This window comes from Pantoea sp. ACRSC, assembly GCF_022346785.1.
In the GTDB taxonomy this organism is placed as follows: Bacteria; Pseudomonadota; Gammaproteobacteria; order Enterobacterales; family Enterobacteriaceae; genus Pantoea; species Pantoea alvi.
In genome coordinates this window covers 137,917-163,472 of sequence record NZ_JAKRNN010000006.1, presented here as the reverse complement: position 1 = coordinate 163,472, position 25,556 = coordinate 137,917, and the positions used below count along the sequence as shown (strand labels likewise).

Genomic DNA, 25,556 nt, shown 5'->3' with positions numbered 1-25,556 from the left:
CCTCTCGATCCAGCTCACACTTTTCCCGCCGCGCCTGTTTTGTCCATCTTACTGACTATTTGTTGCCAGCCATCCCGCTGATACAGCAACGATAATTCTCTGCTCATACCTAATGCGCAGGATAATTATCATGAAGGATTCCGCCCTCTCTTTTCGCGAAAAGCTGGGTTACGGCATGGGCGACGCTGGCTGTAATATGATTGGCGGCGCCATCATGCTGTTTCTTAATTACTTCTATACCGATGTTTTCGGTCTCGCGCCTGCGCTGGTAGGAACCCTGCTACTCTCGGTACGCGTGCTTGATGCGGTTACCGATCCGATTATGGGTGCCATCGCCGATCGTACCCAGAGCCGCTGGGGGCGCTTCCGCCCCTGGCTGCTCTGGATCTCTGTGCCCTACGTGCTTTTTAGCGTGCTGATGTTCACGACGCCGGACTGGAGCTATGAAAACAAGGTGATTTGGGCCTTCGTCACCTACTTTCTGATGTCCCTGACCTACACCGCCATCAATATTCCCTACTGCTCGCTGGGCGGCGTGATCACCAGCGATCCCGGCGAGCGCGTTTCCTGCCAGTCCTATCGCTTTGTCATGGTCGGCATTGCGACGCTGATCCTTTCCCTGTCGCTGCTGCCGATGGCGGAGTGGTTCGGCGGCGAGGACAAGGCGCGCGGCTATCAGCTGGCGATGAGCGTACTGGCGCTGATTGGGCTGGCAATGTTTCTGTTCTGCTTCGCCACGGTGCGCGAACGTATTCGCCCGGCGGTGCCGACCCATGACGCGTTAAAAAGCGATCTGCGCGACGTGTGGAAAAACGACCAGTGGGTGCGCATTCTGCTGCTCACCTTCTGCAACGTCTGCCCCGGCTTTATCCGCATGGCCGCCACCATGTACTACGTCACCTGGGTGATGGGGCAGTCGACCCACTTCGCCACGCTGTTTATCAGCCTCGGCGTGGTGGGCATGATGCTGGGCAGCACGCTGGCGAAGCTGCTTACCGACCGCTGGTGCAAGCTAAAGGTCTTTTTCTGGACCAATATCGCGCTGGCCTTGTTCTCCTGCGGCTTCTACTGGATCGATCCGCACGCCACCGTCGCGGTGGTCGTCGCCTACTTCCTGCTGAACGTGCTGCATCAAATCCCGTCGCCGCTGCACTGGTCGCTGATGGCCGATGTCGATGACTACGGCGAGTGGAAAACCGGCAAGCGCATCACCGGCATCAGCTTCTCCGGCAACCTGTTTTTCCTCAAGGTTGGCCTGGCGGTCGCGGGTGCGATGGTCGGCTTTTTACTCTCGATTTACGGCTACGACGCGGGCGCGAAACAGCAGTCTTCGCAGGCGGTCAACGGCATTATGCTGCTGTTCACCGTTATTCCGGGCGTGGGCTATCTGATTACCGCAGGCGTCGTGCGCCTGCTGAAGGTCGACCACGCGCTAATGCGCACAATTCAGGACGATCTCGCACTGCGCCGCGCCAACTTCCGCGAACTGCATGAAGTGCATCAGCGCGACGGCGTCGTCACCCAACCCGGAGAAGCGAAATGAGCAAACCCTGGCCGAACCCCTTTATTGAACAGCGGGCCGATCCCTTTATCCTGCGTCATGAGCAGCAATACTATTTTATCGCCTCCGTACCCGCCTATGACCGGCTGGAGCTGCGTCACGCCAGCACGCTGCACGATCTGCGCCATGCCGAACCGGTCGTGATCTGGCGCAAGCCAGAGAGCGGCCCCTGCAGCGAACTGATCTGGGCGCCGGAGCTGCACCGCATCGACCAACAGTGGGTGATCTATTTCGCCGCCGCGCCGACGCGCGACATTAAAGACGGGCTGTTTCAGCACCGCATGTACGCGCTGGTGTGCGACGACGCCGATCCGCTCAGCGGACGCTGGCAGGCGCCGCGCCGCGTGTTTAGCCAGTTCGACAGCTTTGCGCTGGACGCCACGCACTTCGTCCATCAGGGTAAAAACTGGTATCTGTGGGCGCAGAAAGATCCGGCGATTCCGGGCAACTCCAACCTTTATCTGGCGGAGCTGCTTAATCCCTGGACGCTGAAAGGCGCGCCGACCATGCTGAGCCGGCCGGAATATGAGTGGGAGTGCGCCGGGTTCAGCGTTAACGAAGGGCCGGCGGTGATTAAGCATGGCGACCGGCTGTTCGTTACCTACTCCGCCAGCGCCACCGACGAAAACTACTGCATGGGGCTGCTGTCGATCGACGTGCGGCAGGATCTGCTTAATGCCGCTAACTGGCGCAAGTCGGCGCGGCCGGTCTTTACCTCAAACTGGGATAACCACCAGTACGGTCCGGGCCATAACTGCTTTACTCAGGATGAGAACGGCGAGGATGTGCTGGTCTATCACGCACGCAACTACACGGAAATCGAAGGGGATCCGCTGTGGGACCCCAATCGTCATACGCGGCTAAAAAGTTTTATCTGGCGCGACGACGGCACACCTGACTTCGGCGTGCCGCCTGCGGACTATACCAGCGTGCCGTAGATGGTAAGCAGTGCCACCACCACCACCAGCACCAGCGAGATGCGCTTCGCCAGCGCCACCGCGATGCGCGGGGTTTCAACCTTGTCCAGGTGCGGATCGCGCTCCAGCGAAAACTGCGCCAGGCTGGTCAGCACCTGATACTGCGAGCGGTGACGGTCGGTCAGCGCAGCGAACCAGGCGGGCAGCGCCTTCTCGCCGTGCCCCATCAGCGCATAGGCGACGCCGGCCAGCCGCGCCGGGATCCAGTCGATAACGTGCAGCAGGCCGTCGACGCCTGACTGCGCGCGCTCCAGCGGCGACTGATGCTTCGCCAGCCAGCTCTGCCAGGCGCGCAGGAAGGCGTAACCCACCAGCAGCACCGGCCCGTAAGGGCCGCCCGCCACAAACCAGAACATCGGCGCCAGATAGAAGCGAAAATTAATCCAGATCAGCGCGTTTTGCAGCTCGCGCAGGAACTCCCGCTCGCTGCACTCCACCGGCACGCCGTGGATCAGCGTCAGCTCCGCCGCCATCGCCTGATGCGCTGCCACATCGTCGTGACTCGCCGCTTTTAAATAGGCGTGATAGTGCCGGCGCGCCGATCCGGCACCGATGCAGAGCAGGCCGATCAGGATCCAGAACAGCAGCTGCGCGACGCCAAACAGCAGGCCTTTTACGCTCCAGATCGCCAGCGCCGTCAGCGCCATCGCCAGCAGGGTCATACCGAGCGTGCGCGGCAGCGAAAAACGGCGGCGGCGGCGAAAGATCGGCTCCAGCCGATGATCGAGCTGCCAGTGCTCACCCAGCTTAAACAGGCGTTCCCAACCTAAAACCAGTAACAAGGAAAACAACGTCATACCCACTCCGCGAAAATCAAAAAGAAGTCTGCGCCAGCAGCTGCTGATACTGCTCCCAGTCAAAAGCCGGCCCCGGATCGGTCTTGCGCGTCGGGGCGATATCGCTGTGGCCGGTAATGCGCGATGGCGTTAAAGGATAGTGCTGCAGCAGCAGCTGTGTGACGGCGGCCAGCGCCTGGTACTGCGCATCGGTATAAGGCAGATCGTCGGTGCCTTCCAGCTCGATGCCGATAGAGAAGTCGTTGCAGTTTTCGCGGCCCTGATAGCTGGAAACCCCGGCGTGCCAGGCGCGATGATCGAAAGAGACATACTGCACGATTTCGCCGTCGCGGCGAATCAGGCAGTGCGCGGCGACCTGCAGATGGGCGATGTCGGCAAAATAGGGATGGGCGTCGGGCGGCAAGGTGCCGGTAAACAGCCGATCGATCCACGGCCCGCCGAATTCGCCCGGCGGCAGGCTGATATTGTGGATCACCAACAGCGAGGGCGTCTCGTCATTGGGACGTTGATTAAAATGCGGCGACGGCACCTGACGAATGTCGGTCAGCCAGCCCTGTTCCAGTTTCATGCTGGTTTTTCCTTAGCAGAGTCCGGCTGAGAATAGCATGATTTACGATAACTTTTTGCAGCCTAAAGGTGCGGCCAGGCGACGCTGCCGGACGAGAGTTAAGTATACTAAACAAAAGTGCGGCTGCGTCTGGTGAAAAGCGCCGTTTCGATCTATTGTGGCTGCCTCTGTATTGAGGTCATCAGGAGCGAAATCGTTATGCCAACCCGCCGTTATAGTGTTGATAGCCGCCGCGAGGCGCTGATCGCCCGCATCGAGCAGGACATTCCCGCTACGGTCGCGCGCGCCTTGCAGGAGGATTTAGGCGGCGAAATCGACGCCGACCGCGACATTACCGCCCAGCTGCTTCCTGAAGAGAGCCAGGCGCACGCCCGGGTCATCACGCGTGAGGCGGGTGTTTTCTGTGGTAAACGCTGGGTAGAAGAGGTGTTTAACCAGCTTGGCGGCCATGTGACGCTGAGCTGGCAGGTCGAAGATGGCGACAGCCTGACACCCGATCAAACGCTGTTCACCCTGAGCGGCCCTTCCCGCCTCCTGCTGACCGCCGAGCGCACCGCCCTGAATTTCGTCCAGACGCTGTCAGGGGTAGCGACCGAAACCCGACGCTATGTGCAACTACTGGAAGGCAGCGACACGCAGCTGCTGGACACGCGCAAAACCCTGCCGGGACTGCGCACTGCGCTGAAATATGCGGTGCTGTGCGGCGGCGGCGCGAACCATCGCCTCGGCCTCTCGGACGCCTTTCTGATTAAGGAAAACCATATCATCGCCAGCGGGTCGATTCGTCAGGCGGTAGAGAAAGCGTTCTGGCTGCATCCGGACGTGCCGGTAGAGGTCGAAGTGGAGTCGCTGGAGGAGCTGGATCAGGCGCTGGCGGCGGGTGCCGACATTATTATGCTGGATAATTTCACCTTCGACGCGATGCGCGACGCCGTGGTGCGCACGCAGGGACGCGCGCAGCTTGAGGTCTCCGGCAACGTGACGGAAGCGACGCTGCCGCAGATTGCCCAGACCGGCGTCGACTATGTCTCCGTCGGCGCGCTCACCAAACACGTGCGCGCGCTCGATCTCTCGATGCGCTTCACCAGCCTGTAAACCGTCAGGGCCGTGCCGCCGCGCACGGCTTTTTTGCGCGTCCACTCCCACCCTGCTGTTTCCCTCGCTGCAACGCCGCCGTTTTCTTGCGCGCCTTTTTCCGGCCCGGAAATCTGCCGCTGGGCCTGACCCCTGCGCTTTTCTACTCTGCCGTCTCTTACCCATAAGAAAGGCGATGCAATGAGCAACCAACAGGGCTTTACCCTGGTCGAGCTGATAATTGTGGTGGGGATCGTGGCGATCCTCAGCGCTATCGGCATACCGGCCTACCAAAACTACCTGCAGCGCGCGGCACTTACCGACATGCTGCAAACCATGGTGCCTTATAAAACGGCCGTTGAGCTCTGCGCGCTGGAGCGCGGCGGCCCGGCGCAGTGTCAGGCTGGCGAGAAAGGCGTGCCGGCGGCGAAAGGTTCACGTTACGTCTCTACCCTCAGCGTCGTAAACGGCGTCATTACCTTAACCGGTCAGGAGAGCCTGAACGGCCTGAGCGTCGAAATGACGCCGGTATGGGACAGCGCGGAAGGCGGTTTGAGGTGGCAACGCAGCTGTAACAGCAGCAGCGACAGCCTGCGCGATAACTGCCTGGAACAGTTCCGCTTCGATGATAAAGGAGCTGACGATGCCTGATGCCGCTATTCGCGCCCTGTGCCAGCGCTATCGGGCCGTGCTGCTGCATCACGATGCGACGCTGCTGCGCGTCGCCGTGGCAGAACCGGTGCCGGAGGGGCTGAGCGAGGCGCTGCACTTCGCCAGCCAGTGTCAGATTGAAATTGAATGCTGGCCGCTGGCGCGGCTCGATCTCCATCAGCACGGCAGCGCCTCTGCGGCTGCCCCGCGCGAGGCGCTGCCGGAGTCGGCGGTCGACGCCGTAAACCAGATGCTGCAACAGGCGCTACGGCGGCGGGCGTCCGATATTCATATCGAGCCGCAGCGCGACGGCGTAAGGATACGGCTGCGCATCGACGGCGTGCTGCAGCCGCTGACGCCGCTGAGCGAGGCGCCGCCCGCCGCGCTGCTCGCCAGACTGAAAATTCTCGGCGGGCTGGATATTGCCGAGCGACGGCTGCCGCAGGATGGGCAGTTTACCCTGACGCTGGAGGGCAAAGCCGCCGCCTTCCGTCTGGCGACGCTGCCGGTGCAGTACGGCGAAAAGGCGGTTATCCGTCTGCTGCAGAGCGAAAGCAGCACCCTCTCGCTGGATAAGCTGGGCCTGCCCGCCGCGCAGCGCCGTCTGCTGAGCGCCGCGCTGGCGCAGCCGCAGGGCCTGATTCTGGTGACAGGGCCGACCGGCAGCGGGAAAACCTTTACGCTCTATAGCTGCCTGAGCACGCTCAATCAGCCGCAGGTAAACGTCAGCAGCGTCGAGGATCCGGTGGAAATTCCGCTGGTCGGCGTTAACCAGACGCAGATCAATCCAAAATGCGGACTTGATTTCAACCGGGTGCTGCGCGCGCTGCTGCGTCAGGATCCCGACGTGATTATGGTGGGCGAGATCCGCGATGCGGAAACGGCGGAAATCGCGGTCAAAGCGGCGCAGACCGGCCACCTGGTATTATCGACGCTGCACACCAACTCCACGGCGGAAACGCTGACGCGGCTGCGGCAGATGGGCATTCCCGGCTATCTGCTCGGCCCGGCGCTGCGGCTGATCGTGGCGCAACGGCTGGTGCGGCGGCTCTGCCCGCACTGTCGCCAGCCGGCGCAGGCGCTCGCCCATTTCCCGCCCGACATCTGGCCCGGCACCCTGCAAACCTGGCGCGCGCCCGGCTGCGACCACTGCTTTTCCGGCTATTTTGGGCGGCTGGCGCTGTTTGAAATATTGCCGGTTGGCGGCAAGCTGCAAAACGCCATCGCCGCGGAAATGCCGCTCGACAGCGTGCTGGCGCTGGCGAAAAAGCAGGGTATGCGCACCCTGTTCAGCAGCGGGCTAGAGGCGGTCAGCCGCGGCGAGACCTCGCTGGAGGAGATGCAGCGCGTGACCGGACTGGAAGATGTCCCGTCTTAGCCTCTACCGCTGGCAGGCGGTCAATGGCCAGCAGCAGCTGCATGAGGGCGAGCTGCTGGCGGCTGACGAAGAGAGCCTGCTGCGCCAGCTGGCTGAACAGGATCTGCTGCCGGTTAGCTGGCAGCGCGCCAGGGTATGGCGCGCGCGCGACTGGAAATGGCAGCAGAAAATCGACCTTGTCAGACAGCTTGCCACGCTGCTTAAAGCGGGCCTGCCGCTGGCGCAGGGGCTGGAGCTGCTGTCGCAGGGCCATCCGCAACCCGGCTGGCGACTGCTGCTGCATGCGCTGCGCCAGCGGATATTAAGCGGCGAGCCCTTCTCGCAGGCGTTAAGCCAGTGGCCGCAAATTTTTCCGCCCCTGTTCGCCGCGCTGATGCAGGTGGGCGAACTCACCGGCCAGCTTGACGTCTGCTGCGCGCAGCTGGCCGATCAGCAGGCGCGTCAGCAGCAGCTGTGGAATAAAGTGATAAAAGCGCTGCGCTACCCGCTGTTTATTTTACTGGTGGCCGTGGCGGTAAGCGCCGCCATGCTGCTGTTCGTACTGCCAGAATTCGTCTCGGTCTACGCCTCGTTTAATGCGCCGCTGCCCGCCTTCACCGCCGCGGTGATGGCGCTCTCTGTGGGCCTGCAGCGCTGGGGCGGCTGGATCGCGGTCGCGCTGCTGACAGTCGCCGCTGCCTGGCGCGCGCTGCGTCGACGCTCGCCTGCGTGGCAGCTGTGGGAGCAGCGTCTGATGCTGCGCCTGCCGCTGCTCTCGGAGCTGTGGCGCGGCAGCCAGCTCAGCCAAATCTATGCGGTTTTGCAGCTTACACAGCAGGCGGGCATCACCCTGCTGCAGGGGTTGCAGGCGGCGGAGGCGACGCTGACGACCCGGCTGTGGCGCGACGCCGTGGTAGAGCTTCAGCTCCATATTACGCAGGGCGCGCCGCTGCATCAGGCGATGCGTGACCACCCGCTGTTTACGCCGCTCTGCATGCAGCTGATACACGTCGGGGAGGAGGCTGGCGCGCTTGATACCATGCTGGCGCGGCTGGCGGAATGGCATGAGGCGCAAACCCTGGCGCGGGCCGACAGGCTCGCCGCCTCGCTGGAGCCCGCCATGATGGTGATCGTTGGCGCCATCGTCGGCACGCTGGTGATCGCGATGTATCTGCCGGTGTTTGGGCTGGGGAGTGTGATCTATTAGGGCGCACAAGGCGCCCTAATGCCGGACGGTCGTTAACGGTTAAAAACGCGGTTTTCCTGCTCGGCGACGCGGATAAAGGTGGTTCGCTTGGTCAGCTCCTTCAGCCGCTCTGCGCCAACGTAAGTACAGGCTGAACGCAGGCCGCCGAGAATGTCGCGCGCCGTCTCGGCGACCGGACCGCGCAGCGGCAATTTCACCGTTTTGCCTTCCGCCGCGCGATACTGTGCGACGCCGCCCACGTGACGCTTCATCGCCGACTCTGAACTCATACCGTAAAACAGCATAAACTGCTCGCCGTTCTCTTCGACCAGCGTGCCCTCGCACTCATCGTGCGCGGCCAGCATGCCGCCCAGCATCACGAAATCGGCGCCGCCGCCAAACGCTTTAGCAATATCACCCGGCACCGCGCAGCCGCCGTCGCTGACAATCTGCCCGCCCAGGCCGTGCGCCGCATCTGCGCACTCGATGACCGCCGAAAGCTGAGGATAGCCAACGCCGGTTTTCACGCGCGTGGTGCATACCGACCCCGGGCCAATGCCCACCTTAACAATATCCGCGCCGGAGAGGATCAGCTCTTCCACCATTTCGCCGGTAACCACGTTGCCTGCGCAGATGGTGCGATCCGGGAAGCGTTCGCGCGCGCGCTGCAGAAAGGTAACAAAGTGCTCGGAATAGCCGTTCGCCACGTCAATACAGATGAATTTGAGATCGGCGGAGAGCGCCAGAATCGCCGTCAGCTTTTGCAGGTCGGCGTCGGAGGTGCCGGTCGACACCATAATATGATTCAACACCGCGACCGGGGAACGCTGAATAAAAGCGCGCCACGCCTCGACGTCGTAATGCTTATGCACCGCCGTAAGGATATCGAAGCCAGCCAGCGCTTCCGCCATGCTGAAGGTGCCGACGGTGTCCATGTTAGCGGCAATCACCGGCACGCCGCTCCAGCTCAGGCCAGAATGCTTAAAGGTAAAGTGACGCTCCAGTTCGACCTCAGAGCGGCTTTTCAGCGTGGATCGTTTAGGACGGATCAGCACGTCTTTAAAACCCAGCTTTAAATCTTCTTCAATACGCATAAAAATTGTCCTGGTAAGTGGCGGCGAATCGCAGTTCGGGTAGCGCACACGGCTCCAGTGGCCTAATCATACGCGCCATACGCCTGCCGACAAGACTGCGAATTTCACTTTATTTAAGCTACAATCCGATAAATTTAACTGAGAATTTTCATTGTGATCGCGCACACAGTTTTACGCTGCGGTTTACCTGCTGCGTAGCGCGCCTGAGAGAGTGATATGCCTTATACCGTGGCGCTGACCGGAGGAATCGGCAGTGGAAAAAGCACCATCGCCAATGCTTTTGCGGCGCTTGGCGTGCCCATCATCGACGCGGATGTGATCGCGCGCGAAGTCGTCGAGCCGGGATCCGCGGCGCTGCAGCGGATTGCGGAACGCTACGGCGAACGTATCCTGACAGAGCAAGGCGCGCTGAATCGCCCCCGACTGAGAGAGATTATTTTCCAGTCGCCCGATGAAAAAGCCTGGCTGAACAATCTGCTTCATCCCCTGATTAACGCCCGCACGCAGCAGCTGAAAGCGCTGTCGACCGCGCCTTATGTGCTGTGGGTTGTGCCGTTACTGGTCGAAAACGGCCTGCAGCATCAGGCGGATCGCGTCCTGGTGGTTGACGTCGATGAAGCGACGCAGCTCAGGCGCACTATCCAGCGCGACGGCATCGACCGCCAGCAGGCGCAAAATATTCTGTCTGCTCAGGCGACGCGCAGCGCGCGCCTCGCCGTAGCCGACGACGTTATTAATAACAGCGGCACGCCCGATGAGGCGCTGCCGCAGGTTGCCGCCCTGCACCAGCGCTATCTGGCGCTGGCGGCAACGCAACAGGATTAACGCCATGAGCACAGTCGTTCTGTTTGAACATCCCCTGAATGAAAAAATGCGCACCTGGCTGCGCGTGGAGTTCCTGATCCAGCAGCTGCATGAAACCGTGCCGCTGACCCGCACCGCTTCGGCGCTCACCTTTTTCCGCATCATTGGCGAGCTGCTGGATATTTTCGAGCGCGGCGATATGCGCACCGAACTGCTGAAAGAGCTGGAGCGTCAGCAGCAAAAACTGCGCGCCTGGGCTGATGTGCCGGGCGTTGATATGGCCGTGGTCGATGCGCTGCGTGACAAGCTCAAAGCGCAGGCGGTTCAGCTCAACAGCGCACCGCGTATGGGGCAGCAACTGCGCGAAGATCGGCTTATCGGCCTGGTGCGTCAGCGGCTCAGCATTCCGGGCGGCTGCTGCAGCTTCGATCTGCCAGGGCTACATATCTGGCTGCATCAGCCGCAAGAGGTGCGCGACGGCCATGTCGCCGCCTGGCTGGAGACGCTGGCGCCGCTGCACCAGAGCCTGGCGATGATTCTGGATCTTATTCGCCAGTCGGGCGCGTTTCGCCATCAGACCAGCCTGAACGGGTTCTATCAGGACAATGCCGAAGGTGCAGAGCTGCTGCGCCTGCAGCTACAGCTGGAAGATGCGCTTTACCCCCAGGTTTCCGGCCACAAAAGTCGTTACGCCATCCGCTTTTTGCCGCTGGACAGCGAACGCGGCGAGGTGCCCGCACGACTCAACTTTGAACTGGCCTGTTGTTAGAGGTAGCTATGCAAAATGAAGTGATTACCGTTCAGTGTCCGCACTGCGGGAAAGATGTAATCTGGGATGAGCTCAGTCCGTGGCGTCCTTTCTGCAGCAAGCGCTGCCAGCTGATTGATTTAGGCGAATGGGCGGACGAAGAGAAGCGCATCCCCAGCGAGGGCGATCTGAACGACAGCGATGACTGGAGCGAAGAGCAGCGCTGACAGCAGGGGCTGGCGCCCCTGCTATTAAAGCTCGCCGGCGACCAGACGCGCAACCAGCGCATGGTTAGCCGGCGGGAACTCCTCCGCCACCAGCGCGCGTTGCGCAACCCAGCGCTGCGGCTGCCCTTCGCGGCCCCACGGCTCCCCTTTCCAGCCTTCCACCAGAAAGAAGTTCAGCGTCACGCGCAGCGCTTCATAGGTATGATCCGCCGAGCCAATCGCTGTCGCCTGCGTTACCTCGATGCCGGTCTCCTCCAGCAGTTCGCGCTTCAGCGCCTCTTCAGCGCTCTCGCCCGGCTCGATCTTGCCGCCGGGGAACTCCCACATATTTGCCATATGGGACGACGCCGGGCGCTGGGCCAGAAAGATCTCTTTATCGGCGTTACGGATGATGCCAACGGCAACCTGCAGGTGCTTCATACAATTTTTTCCACGTCAGGTGGGTGAATGTGCGCTGATTTTAAAGCATGGGCGGCGCAAAGTTAATCACGCCGCGCAGGCAAGAAAAAAGGCGCCGAAGCGCCTTTTTTACAGCTGTCAGGCCAGTCGGCCGTGGCACTGCTTATATTTTTTACCAGAGCCGCACGGGCAAAGATCGTTACGTCCGACTTTGCGCTCGCCGCTCTGCGCTGCCAGCGATGCGGCGGCTGCCGCTTCGTCGTCAACGTGGCTGAGCTGCTGCTGCTGCGCCAGGCGTTCCGCCTCTTCGCGACGCTGCTGCTCCATCGCTTCGACCTCTTCCGGCATACGTACCTGAACCTTGCTCAGGGTGCTGACCACTTCATATTTCAGCGACTCAAGCATGGCTGCGAACATGGCGAAGGATTCGCGCTTGTACTCCTGCTTAGGATCTTTCTGCGCATAGCCGCGCAGATGGATGCCCTGACGCAGATAGTCCATCGCCGCCAGGTGCTCTTTCCACAGCGAATCCAGCGTCTGCAGCATGACGCCTTTTTCGAAGTTGCGCATCATCTCAACGCCAACCACCTCTTCCTTGCTGGCGTAGCTCTCGCGGGCGCGCGTCATAATGCGCTCGCGCAGCGTCTCTTCATGCAGATCCGGCTCTTTATCGAGCCACTCGGCGATCGGCAGGTCGAGATCGAAGTCAGCGCGCAGACGCTCTTCCAGACCCGGCACGTCCCACATCTCTTCCAGCGACTGCGGCGGAATGTAGGTGTCGATGGTGGTTTTAAACACGTCATCGCGGATGCTGTTAATGGTTTCGCTGACGTCGGAAACGTCCAGCAGCTCGTTGCGCTGGCTGTAGATAGCGCGACGCTGGTCGTTCGCCACGTCGTCATACTCCAGCAGCTGCTTACGGATATCGAAGTTACGGCTCTCGACTTTACGCTGCGCGTTAGCGATGGCTTTGGTCACCCACGGGTGCTCGATCGCTTCACCCGGCTTCATGCCCAGTTTACGCATCATATTAGAGACGCGATCCGAGGCGAAAATACGCATCAGCGCATCTTCCATCGACAGGTAGAAACGGGAAGAACCGGCGTCGCCCTGACGACCGGCGCGACCGCGCAGCTGGTTGTCGATACGGCGCGACTCATGGCGCTCGGTGCCGATAATATGCAGACCGCCTGAGGCGAGTACCGCATCGTGGCGCTGCTGCCAGGCCGCTTTAATCTCTTCGATCTGCGCTTCTGTTGGCTCGACCAGTTCGGCGACCTCTGCATGCCAGCTGCCGCCCAGCATAATGTCGGTACCACGACCCGCCATGTTGGTAGCGATGGTGACCGCACCCGGCTGACCCGCCTGAGCGACGATGTCCGCTTCACGGGCGTGGAACTTGGCGTTCAGCACGTTGTGCTTGATGCCCGCGCGGGTCAGTTCATTAGAGACCACCTCTGATTTTTCAATAGAGATTGTCCCCACCAGCACCGGCTGCCCATTGGCGGTACGCTCGCGGATATCTTCGATGATCGCGTCGATCTTCTCTTTTTCGGTCATATAGACCAGATCGGGCAGATCTTTACGTACCATCGGACGGTTGGTCGGCACGACGATCGTATCGAGTTTATAAATAGAGCTGAACTCAAAGGCCTCAGTGTCCGCCGTACCGGTCATACCGGCCAGTTTTTCGTAGAGACGGAAGTAGTTCTGGAAGGTGATAGAGGCCAGCGTCTGGTTCTCGTTCTGGATCTCCACGCCCTCTTTGGCTTCAATCGCCTGATGCAGGCCATCTGACCAGCGGCGGCCCTGCATGGTACGGCCGGTGTGCTCGTCAACGATAACCACTTCGCCATCCTTCACGATGTAATCCACATCGCGCGTGAACAGCGCGTGAGCGCGCAAGGCCGCGGTGACGTGATGCATCAGCATGATGTTGGTTGGCGAGTAGAGTGATTCGCCCTCTTCCATAATGCCCTGGCTGACCAGCAGCTCTTCGACCTTGATCAGGCCGCGCTCGGTCATGTGCGCCTGACGCGCTTTCTCATCTACCCAGAAATCGCCTTCGCCCTGGAAGGTGTCAGAATCTTCTTTCTCCTGGCGTACCAGGCCAGGAATGATTTTGTTGACCCTGGTGTACATTTCCGAGCTGTCTTCCGCCGGACCGGAGATAATCAGCGGCGTACGCGCTTCGTCGATCAGAATGGAGTCGACCTCATCCACCAGCGCGTAGTTCAGCTTACGCTGCACACGCTCTTCAGGGCTGAACGCCATATTGTCGCGCAGATAGTCAAAGCCATATTCGTTGTTGGTGCCGTAGGTAATATCTGCCGCGTAGGCTTCGCGCTTCGCCACTGAAGGCATGCCCGGCAGGTTAATGCCGACGCTCAGGCCCAGGAATTCAAACAGCGGACGGTTATTTTCCGCATCGCGCTGCGCCAGATAGTCGTTGACGGTGACAACGTGCACGCCTTTGCCGCTCAGCGCGTTGAGGTACGCCGGCAGGGTCGCGGTCAGCGTTTTACCTTCACCGGTGCGCATCTCTGCGATACAGCGATCGTTCAGCACCATGCCGCCGATCAGCTGTACGTCAAAGTGACGCATGCCGAAGACGCGCTTACTCGCTTCACGCACCGTTGCGAAGGCTTCCGGGATCAGGCTTTCCAGCGTCTCGCCCTTTTTCAGGCGCTCGCGGAACTCGTCGGTTTTCGCTTTCAGCTCATCGTCAGAAAGTTTCTCGAAATCCGGCTCCATCTTGTTGATGACGTCTACGACTTTGCGCATGCGGCGCAGGGTACGATCGTTGCTGCTGCCAAATACTTTAGTTAACAGTTTGATTAACATATTAAAAACTTCTCAATTCAGCCGCGTCGCGCGGGCTGCGATAATAAATAAAGGTATTTTAAAAAGGGGTTCAGACAAGCAGCGTAGACGGTCCGGCGCGAATTGCATGGGTTTTGCTGCGCCAGTCGGCCAGTGAAGTGGCAGGCGCGAGCGTATCGCGCGGCGCCTCAGCGACCGGCTGCGACGGCTGGCGCAGAGAGGTGTGGGTAGTCAGCAACGCCTGAAGCGAGTCGATCAACGCCAGCTTGTGCGCAGCCAGCGGTAGCATATCGGGCGTTTCCGCCTGCGGCGTCAGGGTAAAAGAAAGATGGCGGATAACCGTGCGGATAGCGTGCTGATGCCAGTAATCTATCGTAAAGCTGGGACGGCGCGCCGTCTCCTGCAGCCGGATCAGATGATCGAAGCGCGCGGCGTTGCCGACGAACAGGCTGCTGGAGGAGGATTCGGATGAGGTGTTGAATTCGGCGCTCTGGGCGCAGACAGGCAAGCCAAAGCTGGCCGCCACCATCCCCAACAGGAGATGAGGCCAGAAATAGCGTCTGCCTAAATGTCGCCAGCGTAGAAAAATTCCGATCACAACTCTTCCATTGCGCATCAACGAGCGCGTCGTTGTCAGGGGTTTGCCGCTCATCTTTGAACAGCGGCGCTCAGCTTTTCAGAGCGCCTGATAGTACCATTAATGTGGGGCGCCCACATCAGTGTTTAAAGTCGCTCTGGAAGAAAAGCCGCCTGTTTGTTCAGCGTTTCAGCAACGCTATGCCATTTAGTGCGAGACGTGTCGAAAATTCAGAGGGGCAAAAAAAGCGCAATAAAAAAGGCTGGTGCCGCTGACCGGAGAGGGTGTCAGCATAACCAGCCTTTCAGGGTTCCGGGGTAATTAAGCCAGAACCAGATTCGGTGCCTTGAACGCCAGCGGCAGTTCCGCTTCGTCTTCGAAGGTAGCCCATTCCCAGGCTTCTTGTTTCGCCAGGACGGCCTGCAGCAGCTTGTTGTTCAGTGCGTGGCCTGATTTGAACGCGGTGAACGCGCCGATAATATTGTGGCCGCACATAAACAGGTCGCCGATCGCATCCAGCATTTTGTGACGAACGAATTCATCTTCAAAACGCAGGCCTTCTTCATTCAGCACGCGGAAATCGTCGAGACCGATAGCGCAATCCAGACTACCGCCCAGGCACAGGCCTTTGGATTGCAGATACTCGATTTCGCGCATAAAGCCGAAGGTACGCGCGCGGCTGATCTGACGCACAAAAGAGTCGGCAGAGAAGTTCAGCTGATAGCGCTGGGAGCTGGAGTCGATCGCCGGATGGTTGAAGTCGATGGTGAAATCGAGAGAGAAACCGTTGTACGGCTTGATCTCGGCCCACTTATCGCCATCTTCCACGCGAACAGTCTGCTTAACGCGCACGAATTTCTTCGCGCTGTTCAGCTGTTCGATACCCGCATCCATCAGCAGATAGATAAAGGGCGCGGCGCTGCCATCCATAATCGGGATTTCCGGCGCATCCACTTCAACGATAATGTTGTCGATACCCAGGCCAGCCAGCGCGGCGTTCAAATGCTCAACCGTCGAAATACGTACGCCTTCATCATTCACCAGGCAGGTACTCAGCATGGTGTCGCGCACGTATTTTGCATCAGCCGGGAAATCAACCGGTGGATTCAAGTCAGTGCGACGATAGATGACCCCGGTATTAGCCGGCGCAGGGCGTAAGGTCAGCGTGACTTTCTTGCCGGTATGCAAACCGACACCAGTCGCCTGAACAATACGTTTTAATGTCCTTTGTTTGATCATCGTATTATCTCGCAATATTACCCATCCGACCGCCAGTATACTTTACCAGCGGGCGAACACTTTAGCACAAAGAGCGGAGAATCCCAATTCTCAGCTTATTCCTAATCGGCCTGCTTACGCAGAAACGCTGGAATATCAAGGTAATCGGGCTCTTTGTTTGACTGCGCAGTCTGGTCGTTGACCACTTTAGCCGCCGGCTTTTGCTCCTGCGGCAGCGGCGACATGCCGTGCTGCTGGTAGCGATGATCCATCACAGGCTGGCTGGCTGGCTTGTTGGTCACCAGGGTAATTTCCGGACGCTTGTCCATGCCGATGCCGGTTGCCACCACGGTGACGCGCAGTTCGTCGTTCATCTCTGGATCCAGCGAGGTACCGATAACCACGGTCGCGTTGTCAGAGGCGAAGGCGCGGATAGTGTTACCCACGGTTTCGAACTCATCCAGACGCAGGTCGAAGCCCGCGGTGATGTTGACCAGCACGCCGCGCGCGCCAGAAAGGTCGATATCTTCCAGCAGCGGGCTGGAGATCGCCATTTCCGCCGCCTCTTCCGCACGGTCTTCGCCGCAGGCAACGCCGGAACCCATCATGGCGTAGCCCATTTCGGACATAACGGTGCGCACGTCAGCGAAGTCGACGTTCATCAGGCCCGGACGCGTAATCAGCTCGGCGATGCCCTGTACTGCGCCTTTCAGCACGTCGTTTGCCGCGCCGAAGGCGTCGAGCAGAGAGATGCCGCGACCCAGCACTTTCAGCAGCTTGTCGTTCGGGATCGTAATCAGCGAATCCACATGCTTAGAGAGTTCGGCGATGCCCTGCTCGGCAAAGGCCATGCGCTTTTTGCCTTCGAAGTTAAAAGGCTTGGTCACGACCGCAACGGTCAGAATGCCCAGGTCTTTGGCTACTTCCGCCACCACCGGCGCAGCGCCGGTACCGGTACCGCCGCCCATACCGGCAGCGATAAACACCATGTCTGCTCCCTCCAGCGCAGAACGCAGTGCTTCGCGATCTTCTTCCGCAGAGGTACGACCAACTTCCGGATTCGCTCCGGCACCCAGACCTTTGGTGATATTGGTACCGATCTGGATAGTCTGGCCAACCGCTGTTTTACGCAACGCCTGGGCGTCGGTGTTCACAGCGAAGAATTCCACACCTTCGATACGCTCGCGTACCATGTGCTCTACGGCGTTGCCACCGCCCCCGCCGACGCCGATGACTTTAATCACCGCGTCATTGGTTAATTCCATCGGTTCAAACATGATTTCTCTCCGTTATGTGCCTGTCGCCTGGAGACCATAAACAGTGCCAGCATGGTCTCCTTTCTAAAATCAAAATTCTTTCTTCAACCAGCTATTGATGCGCTTGAACCAGCTGCCCACCGATGCGCGTTTTTCCGTCTCTGCATCGCCGTTCATATGGGACTCTTTGCCATAGTGCAGCAGTCCCACTGCGGTCGAGTAATAAGGTTCCTGCGCGTAATCTGTCAATCCTGTGATATTGAGCGGCTGCCCGATGCGCACCTGCGTATGGAAAACGCGTTGCGCGCAGGCGGCAAGCCCTTCAATTTGCGCCGCGCCACCGGTCAGCACAATCCCGGCTGCCAGATGGTGCTTAACGCCCTGCTGACGCAGTTGTTCCTGTAGCTGCAAAATCTCGTCGTTAACCAGATTCAGCAATTCGGTGTAGCGCGGCTCGATCACTTCAGCCAGCGTCTGCCGTTGCAGACTGCGCGGCGGACGTCCGCCTACGCTCGGCACTTCGACGTTTTCGTCTTTGCCGACAATCGAACCCAGCGCGCAGCCGTGGCGAACTTTAATCGCTTCCGCATCTGTCGGCGGCGTGCCGAACGCGTAGGCGATATCGCTGGTGACTACGTTACCCGCATAGGGGATCACTTTAGTGTGACGCAGCGCGCCGCCTGTATAAACAGCGATATCCATTGTACCGCCGCCGACGTCGACAACACAGACGCCAAGCTCACGTTCATCTTCGGTCAGTACGGCGAAGCTGGACGCCAGACCGGCAAAAATCAGTTGGTCAACTTTAAGGCCGCAACGTTCAACGGCTTTAACGATATTTTTCGCCATATCGTTGTGACATGTGATCAGGTGCACTTTTGCCTGCATGCGCACGCCCGACAAGCCGACCGGATTTTTGATGCCTTCCTGATAATCGATAGCGTATTCCTGAGGAATAACATGCAGGATGCGGTGCTCATCGCGCACGCGCACTGACTTCGCAGTGTGTACGACATTTTCCACATCATCCTGAGTCACTTCCTCTTCTGAAATCGGAACCATCCCGATTTCGTTCTGGCAGCTGATATGTTTGCCCGATAAAGCGAGGTAGACCGACGAGATCTGGCAATCCGCCATCAGCTCAGCCTGGTCGATGGCGCGCTGTACGCATTTCACCACCGACTCGAGGTCGTTTACGCCGCCTTTATCCATGCCGCGAGACGGGCAACTGCCCACCCCGATAATGTTGACCATACCATCGGGCAGAATTTCCCCAACCAGGGCGGCAACCTTCGCGGTGCCAATTTCGAGTCCAACTACCAGTTTTCTGTCCGTTGCCTTGATCATTGTTTAGCCTGTGCCTGGTTCTGTTGCTGATTACTGTCCTGGAGCTCTACGGGCTCCGGCGTCCAGCCCACGGCTGCACCCGAGTCGTACCGCAAATCCACATAGCTGATACGCTTGTGCTCATTTTGCCCTTGCTGCTGCAACGCCGGGTAGAGCTCGATAAATCGGTTAAGACGCTTCATGGGTTCGCCGCGCCCCAGCTCGATGCGGACATCGTCGCTGGTGACCAGCTGCCATGACCGCCGCGCCGTCATCGACGCGACCTTCAGGGTAAACTTGTTGGCCTTCAGCACGTCGCTCATGCTGTGATAGCCCGCCAACACCTCTTTTTCGCTGCCTTCCGGCCCATACAGCATCGGCATCGTTTCCTTGCCGATATGGCTGGCCGGCACGCTGAAGGAGACGCCGTCCGCGTCCACCATATGCAGATCGTTCCAGCGCGCCACCGGCACATATTCCACCAGGTGGATCTTCAGCTCGTCAGGCCACTGCTTGCGCACGCTGACCTGTTTAATCCACGGCAGTCGCTCAATCTGCTGCTGGAGGATGTTAACATCCTGCGACATAAAGGTGCCCGGCGCGCCCAGCGACAAAATCGCCTGGCGAATATCATCGTGCGTGGTGTAGTGGGTTTCGCCCGTCACCACCAGCCGTGAAAGCGGCAGGCGCGACGCGTCGTTCATCCACTTCAGTACCACCAGCCCGCCGAAAATCATAATGCCAATAACCATCAGCAGAAAAACGATGCCGAAAAGTCTGGCCCCGTTGCTGCGCCCCGTGCGCACGCGCTCCTGGGGTTCGCGGTTCCGTGCGTTAAGTGCCGCCTGTGACATATCAGTCAGCCAGTTCCAGAATACGCGCCACCAGCTGCGAGAAGCTCATTCCCGCAACGCTTGCCGCCATCGGCACCAGGCTGTGGCTGGTCATGCCCGGCGAAGTGTTCGCCTCCAGCAGCTGGAAGTTGCCTTCACCGTCCACCATGACATCGACTCGTCCCCAGCCGCTGCAGCCCAGTGCGCGCCATGCGTCCCAGACCAGCGTCTGCAGTTCTGCCTCCCGCTCGGCGCTCAAACCAGCCGGGCAGAAGTATTGAGTATCGTCAGAAATGTATTTTGCTTCATAGTCATAAAATTCGCTGGCGGTCTGAATGCGTATGGCCGGCAGAATCTGGTCGCCAATAATGCCGACCGTGTACTCCTCGCCGCTGAGAAAGGCCTCGATCAGCACGTTATCGTCATGACGAAAAGCCTCTTCCAGCGCGGCAGGCAGCGTCTCCGGCGTGTTGACGCGGCTGATGCCGACGCTGGAGCCTTCGCTGCTCGGCTTGACGAACAGCGGCAGGCCCAGCGCCTCGACGGCGTCGCGCGTTTCAGCGTTCAAACCCGCCTGATACTGCTCGCGCGTCAGCCAGACAAACCGGCCAGACGGCAATCCACGTCCCTGCCAGAGCAGTTTGGTGCGCAGCTTATCCATAGTGATAGCGGACGCCATCACGCCGCTGCCGGTATAGGGCAGCTGTAAAAATTCCAGCACCGCCTGCAGCGTGCCATCTTCGCCTCCGCGGCCGTGCAGCGCGATAAACGCGGCGTCAAAGCCCTGCTCTTTCAGCGTCAGCACCGACACATCGCGGGTGTCGACCGCGTGGGCGTTAATGCCCGCCTCGCGCAGACCCGCCAGCACCGCGCTGCCCGACATCAGCGACACGTCGCGCTCTGCCGAGGTACCGCCCATCAGGACGGCGACTTTATCAGCCATGACGCTCCTCCGCTTTACGCTCGGGCTGCAGCTTGCAATCCGCCAGCTTGCGCGCCACTTTGCCTACGTTACCGGCGCCCTGCACCAGAATCAGATCCTTGCCCGACAGCAGCGGCGCCAGCATTTCCGGCAGCGCGTCGTGATCCGGTACCAGCACCGGATCGACCTTGCCGCGTCCGCGAATAGAGCGGCAGAGCGCGCGGCTGTCTGCGCCGGGGATCGGCGTTTCGCCCGCCGAATAGACATCCAGCATCAGCAACACGTCGACCTGCGACAGCACGTTGGCGAAGTCGTCGAACAGGTCGCGAGTGCGCGTATAGCGGTGCGGCTGGAATACCATCACCAGCTTCTTGTCCGGCCAGCCGGCGCGTGCCGCCTTGATGGTGGCGTCGACTTCGGTCGGATGATGGCCGTAATCGTCGACCAGCATCGCCGTGCCCGGATTGCTGTTTACCGGCTCCGTCGGGAACTCGCCCAGCAGATCGAAGCGACGCCCGGTGCCCTGGAAACTCTCCAGCGCGGCGAGAATGGCGTCGTCGTCGATGCCCTCTTCGCTCGCGACCGCTACCGCCGCCGCCGCGTTAAGCGCGTTATGGCGGCCTGGGGCGTTCAGCGTCACCTGCAGGCGAGGCTTGTCGTGACGCACCAGGGTAAAGTGCCCCTGCGCGCCGCGCTGCTCATAGTGTTCAATGCGCACGTCGGCGTCGTCGCTGAAGCCGTAGGTGGTGATATGACGTCCCACGCGCGGGATCAGATCGCGGATCACTACATCATCGATGCACATTACCGCACGACCATAAAACGGCAGGTTGTGCAGAAAATTAATAAACGTCTGCTTCAGGTTTTCGAAGTCGCCCTGGTAGGTGTCCATGTGGTCAGCTTCGATATTGGTCACCACCGCCACCATCGGCTGCAGATGCAGGAAAGAGGCGTCGCTCTCGTCCGCTTCCGCAATCAGGTAGCGGCTGCTGCCGAGCCGCGCGTGCGTGCCCGCCGCCTTAACCAGACCGCCGTTAACAAAGGTCGGATCCAGGCCGCCTTCCGCATAGATGCTCGACACCATCGCCGTGGTGGTAGTTTTGCCGTGCGTGCCGGCAATGGCGATGCCGTGACGAAAGCGCATCAGCTCCGCCAGCATCTCAGCGCGGCGGATAACGGGAATACGCTGTTCGCGCGCCGCGACCAGTTCCGGGTTGTCCTGCGCTACCGCGCTGGACACCACCACCACGCTGGCGTCGATGACGTTTTCCGGGCGATGGTTGAAATAGATGGTGGCGCCCAGCGCCGCCAGATGCTGCGTCACCGCGTTCGGCGCCAGATCGGAGCCGCTAATATGGTAACCCTCGTTCGCCAACACTTCGGCAATACCGCCCATGCCGGCACCGCCGATGCCGACAAAGTGAATGTGCCGGACGCGACGCATCTCGGGCACAATGGAGCGCAGTTTTGCCAGTTGTTGTGTATTCATCGTTCCTAGTTACCTGTCATCTTTATCCGTGCCCGTTACGGCACCGGCCAGCAACGCTGGCCCGATTATTCACTTCGCGGCGCGCGCCACTTCTCGCGCAACCCGTTCGGTCGCATCGGGGATCGCCACCTGGCGGGCCTTTTCCGCCATGCTCAACAGCGTTGGGCGATCCCAGCGGCGCAGCGTCTCCGCCACGGCATCCGCGGTAAACTGCGGCTGCTCAAAAATTTTGGCCGCGCCCGCTTTTTCCAGCGGCAGCGCATTCCAGTACTGCTGACGATCTTTATGCTGAAAAGGCACGAAAATCGCCGGTAAGCCCGCAGCGGCGATTTCGCTGACGGTCAGCGCGCCGGAGCGGCAAACCACCACATCCGCCCAGGCGTAGGCGGACGCCATATCGTCAATAAACTCTGTAACCTTGTGCTGCGTCTGCCCGACCTGCTGGTACGCCCTGAGCACATCCTGCAGCGCGCCTTTGCCGGTCTGATGCCACAGCGTCACGCTGTCGCCCAGCGCGGCCGCGACCTGCGGCAGCGTCTGGTTCAGCACGCGCGCGCCCTGGCTTCCGCCGACCACCAGCACGCGGACCGGGCCGCTGCGGTTGACCAGACGCTGCGCTGGCAGCGGCAGCGCCAGCACGTCGGTGCGCACCGGATTGCCGACGACGTCCGCATGCGGAAAAGCGCCGGGAAACGCCTGCATCACCTTGCTGGCGATCTTCGCCAGCCATTTGTTCGTCAGTCCGGCAATGCCGTTCTGCTCGTGCAGCACCACCGGAATGCCACAGCTCCAGGCGGCGAGGCCGCCGGGACCGGAAACGTAACCGCCCATGCCCAGCACCACGTCCGGCTGCCACGCCCGCATAATGGCGCGTGCCTGACGCCAGGCGTTAAAAATACGCATCGGCGCCAGCAGTAGCGCCTTCAGGCCTTTGCCGCGCAGGCCGCTGATGCGGATAAACTCAATCTCAATACCGTGTTTCGGCACCAGATCCGCTTCCATTCTGTCGGCTGTGCCGAGCCAGCGAACCTGCCAACCCTGCTCCATCAGATGATGGGCGACGGCCAGACCGGGGAAAACATGCCCGCCGGTTCCGCCCGCCATCACCATCAAACGCTTCCCACTCATCGGGCACCTCGGGTAAACGCCTGCGCTTTGGTCAGGCGCGTTTCATAATCAATTCGCAGCAAAAACACGATGGCGGTCGACATAATCAACAGGCTGGAGCCGCCGTAGCTGATCAGCGGCAGCGTCAGACCTTTGGTCGGCAGCATACCCGCTGCCGCGCCGACGTTAACCAGCGCCTGGAAGCTAAACCACACGCCGATAGAGCAGGCGAGAAAGCCGGAAAAACGCTGATCGATCTCCAGCGCGCGGCGGCCGATCGACATCGCACGAAAAGCGACGAAGAATACCATCAACAAGGCTAAAACCACACCGATATAACCCAGCTCTTCGCCGATAATAGAGAAGATAAAGTCGGTATGCGCTTCCGGCAGATACTCCAGTTTTTGCACCGAGTTGCCGAGCCCCTGCCCCCAGAATTCGCCGCGGCCAAACGCCATCAGCGACTGGGTCAGCTGGTAACCGCTGCCGAAGGGATCTTCCCAGGGGTTCCAGAACGAGGTCACGCGCCGCATACGGTAGGGTTCCGCGATAATCAGCAGCACCACGGCGAACATGCCGGAGCCGATAATCGCCAGAAACTGCCACAGCTTCGCGCCCGCCAGAAAGAGCATTGCCAGCGTGGTGACGAAGAGTACGACCACGGTGCCGAGGTCAGGCTGCGCCAGCAGCAGCACCGCCAGCACCACCATCACGCCCATCGGCTTGCAGAAGCCCCAGAAGTTGTTACGCACCTCTTCGACCTTACGCACCAGATAGCTGGCGAGATAACAGAAAAGCGACAGCTTCGACAGCTCCGCCGGCTGAATACGCAGCGGGCCGAGGGCGATCCAGCGCGAGGCGCCGTTCACCGAGCTGCCGACTACCAGCACGATAAGCAGCATCACCACCGTGGCCAGCAGCATAACGTTGCTGTAGCGCTGCCAGAAATCCATCGGCACCCGCAGCGTAACCAGCGCGATGCCGAGTCCCAGCACGATATAGAAGGCGTCGCGCTTGGCAAAATAAAAGGGATCGTCGTTAAGACGCTGACCGACCGGCATCGAGGCCGAGGTCACCATCACGAAGCCGACAATAGCCAGGCCGAAGGTGAGCCACAGCAGCGTGCGGTCATAGAGCACCAGGGCGGAGTCGTCGCTTTCGCGCGCGCCCATTACCCAGTCTTTCAGCCGACTGCCGATAAAGGCGAAGAGTCCGATTATCATTCCGCCGCCAGGAATACGCATCAGCCTAACTCCTTCGCCAGCTGCGCGAAGCGATCGCCGCGCTGTTCGAAATTACGGAACTGGTCGAGGCTGGCGCAGGCGGGCGAGAGCAGCACCATATCGCCAGGCTGAACCTGCGGCGCAATCAGCGCCATCGCCTGCTCCATCGTCTCGGTGCGAACCGCACTCTCGGGCCGCAGCGCCGCCAGCGCGTCGCCGTCGCGGCCGAAGCAGTAGAGGCGAACCTTCTCCTCCTGCACGTAGCGCGCCAGCGGAGTGAAATCCGCCGACTTACCGTCGCCGCCCAGCAGCAGCCAGAGGCGGCCCTGCACCTGCAGGCCGTTAAGCGCCGCTTCGGTGCTGCCGACGTTGGTAGCTTTTGAGTCGTTAATCCAGCGCACGCCGTTGGCCTCATGCACCAGCTGGAAGCGATGCGCCAGCCCGGTAAAGCTGGTCAGCGCCGCCAGACTGGAGGCGCGCGGCAGGCCCACGGCGTCGGCCAGCGCCAGCGCCGCCAGCGCATTGGTATAGTTGTGCTGCCCCACCAGCTTCATCTCATCGGTGTTCAGCACCTTTTCGCCCTTCACCCGCAGCCAGGTGGCGCCCTGCTGACGATTAAGGTGGTAGTCGCCGAAATCGATGCCGAAGCTGACGCAGCGCGCATCGGCACCGCGTACTGGCATGGTCAGCGCATCGTCGGCGTTCACCACGCAGACGCGCGCGTTTTCATAGATGCGCAGCTTGGCGGCACGATACTGCTGCATACCGAGCGGATAGCGATCCATATGATCTTCGGTGACGTTGAGAATGGTCGCCGCCGCGGCTTTCAGGCTCCAGGTGGTTTCCAGCTGGAAGCTGGAAAGCTCCAGCACGTAAAGCTGCGCGGGCGATTTCAGCAGCGACAGCGCCGGCAGGCCGATATTGCCGCCGACGCCAACCTGCCAGCCCGCGGCTCGCGCCATCTCGCCAACCAGCGTGGTAACGGTACTTTTGCCGTTAGAGCCGGTGATCGCCACGATCGGCGCCTGCGCCTCGCGGCAGAACAGCTCGATATCGCCGACGATTTCAACGCCCGCCTCGGCTGCTTCAGTCAGTGCCGGATGCGCCAGCGCCATGCCTGGGCTGGCGACGATCAGATCCGCCGCCAGCAGCCAGTCGCTGTTAAGGCCGCCGGTGTAGCGCTCAACCTGCTCAGGCAGCTTGTCGAGTCCCGGCGGCGACACACGGGTATCCATCACGCGTGGCGTTACGCCTTGCGCTAAAAAGAAATCAACACAGGAGAGGCCCGTCAGGCCCAGCCCGATAATGACGACTTTTCTGCCCCGATAGTCAGCCATAA

Annotated in this window: 24 protein-coding genes; 9 read left to right on the top strand and 15 right to left on the bottom strand. The window is 60.4% G+C overall.

Annotated elements, in window-relative coordinates; genetic code table 11:
* The first annotated feature begins 130 nt into the window (after positions 1-130).
* Positions 131-1,543: a glycoside-pentoside-hexuronide (GPH):cation symporter gene (locus MHZ97_RS08930; protein WP_239314363.1), complete on the top strand. Its 1,413-nt coding sequence runs from the start codon at positions 131-133 to the stop codon at positions 1,541-1,543.
* Positions 1,540-2,499 (top strand): family 43 glycosylhydrolase, encoded by a 960-nt coding sequence (locus tag MHZ97_RS08925; protein ID WP_239314362.1) that lies wholly within the window; start codon positions 1,540-1,542, stop codon positions 2,497-2,499. The genes MHZ97_RS08930 and MHZ97_RS08925 overlap by 4 nt, the downstream gene beginning before the upstream one ends.
* Here MHZ97_RS08925 and ampE read toward each other — a convergent pair.
* Positions 2,481-3,335, bottom strand: a complete 855-nt coding sequence (gene ampE / locus MHZ97_RS08920; protein WP_224481549.1) for a beta-lactamase regulator AmpE — start codon at positions 3,333-3,335, stop codon at positions 2,481-2,483. The two genes, MHZ97_RS08925 and ampE, sit on opposite strands and share 19 nt — an antisense overlap.
* Positions 3,336-3,351: 16 nt before the next feature.
* Positions 3,352-3,903, bottom strand: a complete 552-nt coding sequence (gene ampD, locus MHZ97_RS08915) for a 1,6-anhydro-N-acetylmuramyl-L-alanine amidase AmpD (protein WP_103793953.1) — start codon at positions 3,901-3,903, stop codon at positions 3,352-3,354.
* A gap of 198 nt (positions 3,904-4,101) precedes the next feature.
* On the opposite strand from ampD, the gene nadC reads away from it, so the two are divergent.
* From nadC to hofC, 4 genes are all read left to right on the top strand, one after another.
* Positions 4,102-4,998: a carboxylating nicotinate-nucleotide diphosphorylase gene (nadC, locus tag MHZ97_RS08910; RefSeq protein WP_239314361.1), complete on the top strand. Its 897-nt coding sequence runs from the start codon at positions 4,102-4,104 to the stop codon at positions 4,996-4,998.
* Positions 4,999-5,178: 180 nt separating this feature from the next.
* Complete coding sequence (ppdD, locus tag MHZ97_RS08905) at positions 5,179-5,628, top strand: prepilin peptidase-dependent pilin (protein ID WP_239314360.1); 450 nt, start codon at positions 5,179-5,181, stop codon at positions 5,626-5,628.
* Positions 5,615-7,006: a type II secretion system protein GspE gene (gene gspE, locus MHZ97_RS08900; RefSeq protein ID WP_239314372.1), complete on the top strand. Its 1,392-nt coding sequence runs from the start codon at positions 5,615-5,617 to the stop codon at positions 7,004-7,006. Before ppdD ends, gspE begins: the two co-directional genes overlap by 14 nt.
* Entirely contained in the window at positions 6,993-8,192 is a 1,200-nt protein-coding gene (gene hofC, locus MHZ97_RS08895; RefSeq protein WP_239314359.1) for a protein transport protein HofC, read from the top strand. The genes gspE and hofC overlap by 14 nt, the downstream gene beginning before the upstream one ends.
* 32 nt (positions 8,193-8,224) lie before the next feature.
* Here hofC and MHZ97_RS08890 read toward each other — a convergent pair whose 3' ends face one another.
* The gene (locus MHZ97_RS08890; RefSeq protein WP_239314358.1) at positions 8,225-9,265 is read right to left on the bottom strand and encodes a GMP reductase; all 1,041 of its coding nucleotides are present in this window, start codon (positions 9,263-9,265) and stop codon (positions 8,225-8,227) included.
* A gap of 216 nt (positions 9,266-9,481) precedes the next feature.
* Here MHZ97_RS08890 and coaE point away from each other — a divergent pair, with 216 nt between their 5' ends.
* Genes coaE through yacG form a run of 3 tightly spaced genes read left to right on the top strand, consistent with a single transcriptional unit; the run spans position 9,482 to position 11,044 of the window.
* The gene (gene coaE, locus MHZ97_RS08885; protein WP_239314357.1) at positions 9,482-10,090 is read left to right on the top strand and encodes a dephospho-CoA kinase; all 609 of its coding nucleotides are present in this window, start codon (positions 9,482-9,484) and stop codon (positions 10,088-10,090) included.
* 4 nt (positions 10,091-10,094) lie between these two features.
* Positions 10,095-10,838, top strand: coding sequence for a cell division protein ZapD (gene zapD, locus MHZ97_RS08880; RefSeq protein ID WP_103793947.1), 744 nt, complete (start codon positions 10,095-10,097; stop codon positions 10,836-10,838).
* A gap of 8 nt (positions 10,839-10,846) precedes the next feature.
* A complete protein-coding gene (gene yacG, locus MHZ97_RS08875; protein WP_103793946.1) occupies positions 10,847-11,044 on the top strand; it encodes a DNA gyrase inhibitor YacG in 198 nt (65 codons plus the stop codon).
* 24 nt (positions 11,045-11,068) lie between these two features.
* On the opposite strand, the gene mutT is transcribed toward yacG, so the two are convergent.
* From mutT to murD, 12 genes are all read right to left on the bottom strand, one after another.
* A complete protein-coding gene (mutT, locus tag MHZ97_RS08870; RefSeq protein ID WP_103793945.1) occupies positions 11,069-11,464 on the bottom strand; it encodes an 8-oxo-dGTP diphosphatase MutT in 396 nt (131 codons plus the stop codon).
* Between the two features lie 117 nt (positions 11,465-11,581).
* Positions 11,582-14,287, bottom strand: a complete 2,706-nt coding sequence (gene secA / locus MHZ97_RS08865; protein WP_103793944.1) for a preprotein translocase subunit SecA — start codon at positions 14,285-14,287, stop codon at positions 11,582-11,584.
* Positions 14,288-14,357: 70 nt separating this feature from the next.
* Positions 14,358-14,864, bottom strand: coding sequence for a secA translation cis-regulator SecM (secM, locus tag MHZ97_RS08860; RefSeq protein ID WP_199187274.1), 507 nt, complete (start codon positions 14,862-14,864; stop codon positions 14,358-14,360).
* 300 nt (positions 14,865-15,164) lie between these two features.
* On the bottom strand, positions 15,165-16,082 hold the full coding sequence (lpxC, locus tag MHZ97_RS08855) for a UDP-3-O-acyl-N-acetylglucosamine deacetylase (protein WP_033749496.1): 918 nt from the start codon (positions 16,080-16,082) through the stop codon (positions 15,165-15,167).
* A gap of 101 nt (positions 16,083-16,183) precedes the next feature.
* Complete coding sequence (ftsZ, locus tag MHZ97_RS08850) at positions 16,184-17,338, bottom strand: cell division protein FtsZ (protein ID WP_033749494.1); 1,155 nt, start codon at positions 17,336-17,338, stop codon at positions 16,184-16,186.
* Between the two features lie 69 nt (positions 17,339-17,407).
* Positions 17,408-18,664 (bottom strand): cell division protein FtsA, encoded by a 1,257-nt coding sequence (ftsA, locus tag MHZ97_RS08845; RefSeq protein WP_239314356.1) that lies wholly within the window; start codon positions 18,662-18,664, stop codon positions 17,408-17,410.
* Positions 18,661-19,497 carry a cell division protein FtsQ gene (gene ftsQ / locus MHZ97_RS08840; protein ID WP_048783799.1) on the bottom strand — a complete coding sequence of 279 codons (837 nt, stop codon included), beginning with the start codon at positions 19,495-19,497 and terminating at the stop codon, positions 18,661-18,663. Before ftsQ ends, ftsA begins: the two co-directional genes overlap by 4 nt.
* A gap of 1 nt (position 19,498) precedes the next feature.
* A complete protein-coding gene (locus tag MHZ97_RS08835; protein WP_239314355.1) occupies positions 19,499-20,419 on the bottom strand; it encodes a D-alanine--D-alanine ligase in 921 nt (306 codons plus the stop codon).
* Positions 20,412-21,887 carry a UDP-N-acetylmuramate--L-alanine ligase gene (murC, locus tag MHZ97_RS08830; protein ID WP_239314354.1) on the bottom strand — a complete coding sequence of 492 codons (1,476 nt, stop codon included), beginning with the start codon at positions 21,885-21,887 and terminating at the stop codon, positions 20,412-20,414. The genes MHZ97_RS08835 and murC overlap by 8 nt, the downstream gene beginning before the upstream one ends.
* A gap of 69 nt (positions 21,888-21,956) precedes the next feature.
* Positions 21,957-23,015, bottom strand: coding sequence for an undecaprenyldiphospho-muramoylpentapeptide beta-N-acetylglucosaminyltransferase (gene murG, locus MHZ97_RS08825; protein WP_239314353.1), 1,059 nt, complete (start codon positions 23,013-23,015; stop codon positions 21,957-21,959).
* Positions 23,012-24,238: a cell division protein FtsW gene (gene ftsW, locus MHZ97_RS08820; RefSeq protein WP_103793939.1), complete on the bottom strand. Its 1,227-nt coding sequence runs from the start codon at positions 24,236-24,238 to the stop codon at positions 23,012-23,014. The genes murG and ftsW overlap by 4 nt, the downstream gene beginning before the upstream one ends.
* Entirely contained in the window at positions 24,238-25,554 is a 1,317-nt protein-coding gene (gene murD / locus MHZ97_RS08815) for a UDP-N-acetylmuramoyl-L-alanine--D-glutamate ligase (RefSeq protein ID WP_239314352.1), read from the bottom strand. The genes ftsW and murD overlap by 1 nt, the downstream gene beginning before the upstream one ends.
* Positions 25,555-25,556: the final 2 nt, after the last annotated feature.